The sequence below is a fragment of the Kitasatospora sp. NPDC036755 genome, from assembly GCF_040636595.1.
Classification (GTDB): domain Bacteria; phylum Actinomycetota; class Actinomycetes; order Streptomycetales; family Streptomycetaceae; genus Kitasatospora.
Map to the genome: position 1 here is coordinate 23,488 of NZ_JBEZUT010000073.1, position 6,561 is coordinate 30,048.

General features: G+C 75.4%; 5 protein-coding genes. 2 read left to right on the top strand and 3 right to left on the bottom strand.

Translation table 11 applies throughout. The features are described from left to right. Positions 1-9: 9 nt before the first annotated feature. Positions 10-903, bottom strand: coding sequence for an endonuclease III (gene nth, locus AB0E96_RS13885; RefSeq protein ID WP_359822602.1), 894 nt, complete (start codon positions 901-903; stop codon positions 10-12). 123 nt (positions 904-1,026) lie between these two features. Here nth and AB0E96_RS13890 point away from each other — a divergent pair, with 123 nt between their 5' ends. Then, on the top strand, positions 1,027-1,641 hold the full coding sequence (locus AB0E96_RS13890; protein ID WP_359822604.1) for a response regulator transcription factor: 615 nt from the start codon (positions 1,027-1,029) through the stop codon (positions 1,639-1,641). Between the two features lie 189 nt (positions 1,642-1,830). Next, the gene (locus AB0E96_RS13895; protein WP_359822607.1) at positions 1,831-4,365 is read left to right on the top strand and encodes an FtsX-like permease family protein; all 2,535 of its coding nucleotides are present in this window, start codon (positions 1,831-1,833) and stop codon (positions 4,363-4,365) included. Between the two features lie 57 nt (positions 4,366-4,422). Here AB0E96_RS13895 and AB0E96_RS13900 read toward each other — a convergent pair whose 3' ends face one another. Both AB0E96_RS13900 and AB0E96_RS13905 read right to left on the bottom strand, forming a co-directional pair. Next, a complete protein-coding gene (locus AB0E96_RS13900; RefSeq protein ID WP_359822609.1) occupies positions 4,423-5,622 on the bottom strand; it encodes a histidine kinase in 1,200 nt (399 codons plus the stop codon). A gap of 155 nt (positions 5,623-5,777) precedes the next feature. Then, the gene (locus AB0E96_RS13905) at positions 5,778-6,278 is read right to left on the bottom strand and encodes a MarR family transcriptional regulator (protein WP_359822611.1); all 501 of its coding nucleotides are present in this window, start codon (positions 6,276-6,278) and stop codon (positions 5,778-5,780) included. Between the last annotated feature and the right edge of the window lie 283 nt (positions 6,279-6,561).

The window sequence follows — 6,561 nt, forward strand, 5'->3', positions numbered from 1 at the left end:
GTCCGCCGCTCACGCGTCCACCCCCAGGTCCGCGACCCGTCCGTGGTGGACGGCGGCGTCCGCGCGGGCGGCCGCCTCACCGGGGAAGTCGGCCGGCGGCCGCAGCCGCTGCCCGGGCTGGCCGCCCATCTCGTACTTCAACAGCTTGCGTGCCTTCTCCGGGTCGGTCTCCCCCTCGCCGAACGAGGGGCAGAGCGGCGCGATCGGGCAGGCGCCGCAGGCGGGCTTCTGGGAGTGGCAGATCCGGCGGCCGTGGAAGACCACCCGGTGCGAGAGCATCGTCCACTCCGACTTCGGGAAGATCGCGGCGACGGCCGCCTCGACCTTCACCGGGTCGTCCTCGGTGGTCCAGCCGAACCGCCGGGCCAGCCGTCCGAAGTGGGTGTCCACGGTGATGCCGGGAACCCCGAAGGCGTTGCCGAGGACGACGTTGGCGGTCTTGCGGCCGACGCCCGGCAGGGTCACCAGGTCGGCCAGCCGGCCCGGCACCTCGCCGCCGAACTCGTCGCGCAGCGCTATCGAGAGGCCGATGAGCGACTTCGCCTTGTTCCGGAAGAAGCCGGTCGGGCGGATGATCTCCTCCAGCTCCTCCGGGTTCGCCGCCGCCATGTCCTCCGGCGTCGGGTACGCCGCGAACAGCGCCGGGGTGGTCTGGTTCACCCTCAGGTCGGTGGTCTGCGCCGACAGCACGGTGGCCACCAGCAGTTGGAAGGGGTTCTCGAAGTCCAGCTCCGGATGCGCGTACGGGTACAGCTCCGCCAGCTCGCGGTTGATCCTCCGGGCCCGCCGCACCATCGCCAGACGCGATTCCGGCTTCCTCGGCTTCACCGCCGCCGTCTTCACCGCCGCCGTCCTCGCCACCGGCTCCTTCGCCGCGGCCTTCCGGACCTTGCTCTCTGCCATGCACGAAGGCTACGCCGACCGGCGGACCGCTCGGGGCCGATCAAACACGGAAACCGGCCCTGGCAAGGGCTGTTGTCTGATGAACTCCGTCCGTGGCCGTCACCTGACAGGGGGAGATCGCGGATGATCAGGGTTCTGCTGGCCGAGGACATGAGCATGGTGCGCGGTGCGCTGATGGCCCTCCTCGCGTACGAGGAGGACCTGGAGGTCGTCGCCGACGTCGAGCGCGGGGACGAGGTGGTGCCGACCGCTCTGGAGGTGCGCCCGGACGTCGCGGTGCTCGACATCGACCTGCCCGGACTGGACGGGCTGCGGGCCGCGGCCGAGCTGCACGAGCGGCTCCCCGGGTGCCGGACGCTGATCCTCACCGGACTGGTGCGACCGGCCTACCTGCGCGCCGCGTTCTCCGCCCGTGCGCTCGGCTTCCTCGGCAAGGACGCACCCGCCCGGGACCTGGCCGCGGCGATCCGCCGGGTGGCCGCGGGTGAACGCGTCGTCGACCCGGAGCTGGCGCTGGCCGCCCTGGACACCCGGGATAACCCGCTGACGCCCCGGGAGTCGGAGGTCCTGCGGCTCGCGGCGCGGGGGGACTCCGTCACCGAGATCGCCGCCCGGCTCTTCATCTCGACGGGCACGGCACGCAACCACCTGGCCGCCGCGGTGGCCAAGACCGGGGGGCGCGGCCGGGTCGACGCGATCCGGATCGCCGAAGAGATGGGCTGGCTGCCGACGACATAGGGCCGGAGCGCCCCCGGTACCCGGACGGGCGGTTCGGCGGCCCGTGCGTTTCGCACGGATCCGGCCGTGGCCGACCCACGGTGAGGCTTGACGGGGCCTTCCTTCGCCAACGAATGGAATTCGGCCGGGCCGCCCCGGAGCTAGGCTCGCGAGGTCGTCGAGCGCACACCACCCGGGGGGCCGAGCCACGTGTTGAAGCTTGCCTGGCGGACGGTGCGGGGCCGGAAGGCGGCCTTCTCGGGCGCCTTCACCGCACTCGTCTGCGCCCTGGTCCTGACCGTCGCCTGCGGGGTCCTGATGGAGTCCGCCGAGCGCGCGGGAGCCCCCACCGAACGCTGGGCCGCGGCACCGGTGGTCATCGGCGACGGTCACCGCGTCCCGGACGCCGGACCGCTGACCGCCGCACTCGCCGGGCTGCCCGGCGTCACGGCCGCCGTCCCGGAGGTCTCCTTCCCGGCGGCCGTGGTCACCCCCGACGGGAAGGTCCTGTCCGGACCGCGGGGCGGCCCCTCCCTCGGACACTCCTGGGCCGGCGCCGCGCTCGCCCCGTTCCGGCTGACAACCGGCCGCGCCCCGACCGGCCCCGACGAGGTGGTCCTCGACACCGCCACGGCGGCCCGCGCCGGGGTCACGGCCGGCGACACCGTACGGCTGGCCGCCATCGAAGCGCCGCGCGACTACACCGTGTCCGGGCTGGCGGCTCCACCCCGGGTGCCGACCCGTCAGAGCACGCTCTTCTTCAGCCCCGCGCAGGCCGCCCGACTCGCCGGAACGGCGACCGGCGCGGACGCGATCGGCCTCACCACCGAGACGGGGACCGACCTCCGGGCACTGGCCGAGCGGGCCCGGCAGGCGGTGGCCGCGGCCCGGCCGGACGGCGGCGACGCGTACGGGTCCGGGCCCTGGGCGCACACCGGCGACGAGCGCGGCGAACTGGAGTTCTCCGGCGCCCCCGGGGACGGCCTCTCCTCGCTCGCCGGGACGATGGGCGTGCTGTCCCTGCTCGTCTCGGTCTTCGTGCTGTCCGGGGCGCTCGCGCTCTCCGTCCGGCAGCGGCTGCGCGAGATGGCCCTGCTACGGGCGGTCGGCGCCACCGCCCGGCAGGTCCGGCGGATGATCGCACTGGAGACACTGGTCCTGACCTTCGCCGCCTCGGCCGTCGGCCTCCCGCTCGGAACCGGCCTCGCCGCGCTGCTGCGGGCCGAACTGGTCGACCGCGGGGTGGTCGGCGAGGACGTGCCGCTGTACGTCGGACCGACCGCCCCGCTCGTCGTCCTCGGCGGTGTCCTGATCACCGCGCAGTTGGCCGTCCTGGCCGCCGCCCGCCGGGCCTCCCGGGTCGAACCCACCCGGGCCCTGCGCGACGCCTCGGCCCCGCCGCCACGGATCGGCCGGATCCGGACCGCGCTCGGGCTGGTGACGCTCGCCGTGTCCGGCGTGGTGCTGGCCGACTCGGCGGGCAGCCGCGCCGGGGCCGGAACGGCCGAGAGCATGGTGCTGGCGCTGCTGCTCGGGGTGGCCCTGCTCGGGCCGCTGATCGGACGGGTCGCCGGCGTGCTGATCGGCGGACCGGTGGGTCGGCTCTTCCCGGTCACCGGGTTCCTGGCCTCCGCCGCCCTGCGCTCCCAGCCCCGCCGCTTCGCCGCCACCGTCACCCCGCTGGTGCTGGCCGTGGCCTTCACCGGCAGCGTGCTGTTCGTCCCGGTCGTCAAGGCGCGGGCCGGTGCGGCCGAGGACGCCCGACGGCTGCTGGCCGACCACGTGGCCCAGGCGAGCGGCGTCGGCCTGCCGACGGAGTTCACCGAAGCCGTCCGCGGCTTGCCCGGCGTCGGGGCGGCCAGCGGCCTGCTCCCCGGCTTCGTCATGGTCTCCTCCGACAGCACGGAGGACGCCGTCGGCTCCCACGGGGCGACCGCCCTGATCGTGGACCCGCAGGGGCTGGAGCAACTGGTCGACCCCGGAGTGACGGCCGGTTCGCTGGACCGGCTGCGCGGCGACGGCATCGCGCTGGGACGGCGGACGGCCGCCCGACTCAAGGCCGGCGCCGGCGCCACCGTCCGGATCCACTGGAACGACGGCGGCGACAGCACCGCCACCGTGGCGGCCGTCTACGACCGTGACGCCCGGTTCGCCGACGTGCTGCTGCCCACCGGCCTCGCCGCCGCCCACACACCTGACCCGCTCGCACCGACCGTGCTGGTCCGCACGGCCCCCGGCGCCGACCCCCGGCAGGTGGGCCGGGCCCTCCGGAGCCTCACCCCGGCCTACCCGATGGCCCGGATCAGCGACCGGGCCGACTACGACGCCGCACGCCGGCACCAGCAGGAGGCGGCCACCGCGGTCGGGCGGCTGCTGCTCGGCGTGATCAGCCTGTTCACCGCGATCGCCGTGGTCAACACCCTGGTGATGGCCACCGGCGAGCGGCTGCGCGAGTTCGCGCTGCTGCGGCTGGTCGGGACCACGCGCCGCCAGATACTGCGGATGGCGGCCTGGGAGGGCGGGATCATGGTCGCGGTGGCGCTCCTCCTCGGGTCGGCGGTCACCGCCGCCGTCCTGGTCCCGGTCAGCCTCGCACTCACCGGTGCGGCCTGGACGCCGCTGCCCACGAGTTGGGCGGCCGCGGTGCTGGGCGGGGCGGCGCTCCTGGGGCTGGGCACCGTGCTGCTGACCACCCGGTCGGCGCTACGGCGGGAGCCGGTCGAGGCGATGGGGCTGCACGAGTAGCCGGGCCGTACGTACAGGCGGGCCGTACGTACAGGCGGACGGAACGGGACGGGACGGTCAGGCGGCGCGGGCGGCGTCCCGGGCGGGCGCGGCCTCGACGACGGCCGTCAGGCGGAACCAGCCCGTCCCGTCCCGCTCGGCGGTCAGCCGGCCCCCGACGGCCCGCAGCCGCGCGGTGAGGTTCCCGATGCCGCGGCCGTCCCCCGGTGCGCGCGGAGCGCCGTCCGGGCCGTCCGGTTCGCCTGGCACACCGTCGTTGGAGACCACCAGGCGCACGGTGCCGAGCCCGTCCCGCTCGGCCCGGATCCCGCAGCGCCGGGCCGCGCTGTGCCGCAGCAGGTTGGTGACCGCCTCCCGCACCACGGTGGCCAGCACCGCGTCGACCTCGGACGGCAGCCCCGCGCAGTCCAGTTCGGCCTCGACCTCGATCCCGGCCGCCCGCAGTGCCGCGACCGCAGACCGCGCCTCCCGCGCCAGGGACAGCCGGAGGTCCCCGCTGGAGAGCCGGCGGGTGTCCGTCATGGCCTGCCGCACCAGCGCCAGCACCTCGGCCATCTCCGCGCGGGCGCGCTCCGGGTCCTGCCCGGCCAGCCGCTCGGCGAGCTGGCACTTCAGCGCCGCCACGGAGAGGCTGGAGCCGAGCAGGTCGTGCAGGTCGCGGGCGAAACGCAGCCGCTCCCGGTCCACCGCGAGCTCGGCCAGCTCGGTCCGGGCCGCCCGCAACTCGGTGATCAGGTCGGCGAGTCGGGCCACCCCGTAGACCACGATGCCACCCACCGCGGTGGACACCGAGGCGTTGACGCACTGGCCGAGGGTCCCGCCCAGCGCCGCGCAGATCGGGTACTGGGCGGCCACCAGCGCGGCGAACAGTGCCCAGGAGCGCGGCGCGACCGTCAGCAGCAGCGATCCCGCGAACGAGCCGGGGAGGCCGACCCACGTCCCGTCGAAGAGCAGGAACGGCAGGTAGGTGAGCACCCCGTGGGCGGCCAGGCTCCACGGCCACCAGCGCCGGGCCAGCCGCCACGGGCCGGCGTGCCCGATCTGGAAGCCGAGCAGGACCAACAGCATTGCCACGGCGGGTAGTTGGTAGGCCAGGCCGTCGTGGTTGCGGACCGTGGCCACTGCCGAGGCGGCGCAGAAGCCGACGGCGACCATGACCACGATGCCCCGGGTGAGCCGGGAGAGGGGGTCGCCGGAGCCACCCGTGCGCTCCGCCGGGGACCGGCCACCGCCGGTCCGGTCCGCGCTGTGGTCCAATGCGACTCCCGGTGGACGACTCGACGGTCCGCGCCGCACGGGAGCCCGATTCGCACAGGCGCTCCCCGTACGCCCGCCCCACGAGCATAGTTTCCCGGCGGAGCAACGCTGTTGGCGCTCCGTCACGGTCCGCGGGCTCGGCCCGGGGTGCGGGCTCAGCCCGGGGTGCGGCCGATCGTCCCCTCCAGGCTGTTCAGCAGGCCGCTGAGGGACTCGGCGAGCCGGTCCTGCTCGTCGGGGGTGAGGCCGGCCAGCAGGGCGCGGTCGTAGGCGACGAGTTCCTGGATCAGGCCGTCCACCAGCGTCCGGCCCTCCTCCGTGAGCGAGAGGTGGGCGACCCGGCGGTCCCGGTCGTCGGTGCGGCGGCTGACCAGGCCGCGCTCCTCCAGCAGCCGCAGGCGCTTGGTGACGGCGGCGCCGGAGGCGAAGCTCTCCCGGGCCAGCTGGGTGGGGGTCAGCTCGCGGTCGAGGCGGAGCAGGGCGCCGAGGATGTCGAACTCGGCGCGGGTGAGGCCGGCCCGGGTGAGCGGGTCGGGGGTCTGCTGGAGCAGGGCGGCGCAGCGGTTGATCCGGCCGAGGACGGCGATCGGACCGGTGTCCAGCCCCGGGTAGGCCCGCTCCCACTGGCGCAGCACACCTGCGACGACGTCCTCCACGTGTGCTGCTCCCGTTCTGCGGCCTGCCGGTCGGCTTCGACCCTGTCGATCCTAGGGCGTGTCCGGCAGGTCGCCGCGGCCCCGGCGCTCCAGCAGGGCGGCCAGCAGGTGGTGGGCCTGCCGTTCGGTGGCGGTGGCGCGCTGGTGCGGGAGGGCGGGTCGGCGCCACTCGCCGGCGGCGGTGTCGATCCAATGACGACGCCGGCCTGGACGGCTTCACCGGGCCCGAGTGCCTGCTCCGGTGGATGATCGACGACAACCTGGATCCCGACGACCCGGCAGT

Bases quoted from the DNA above. Each gene is read 5' to 3' on its own strand.
- nth (WP_359822602.1), bottom strand. From the start codon at position 903: ATGGCAGAGAGCAAGGTCCGGAAGGCCGCGGCGAAGGAGCCGGTGGCG.
- AB0E96_RS13890 (WP_359822604.1), top strand. From the start codon at position 1,027: ATGATCAGGGTTCTGCTGGCCGAGGACATGAGCATGGTGCGCGGTGCG.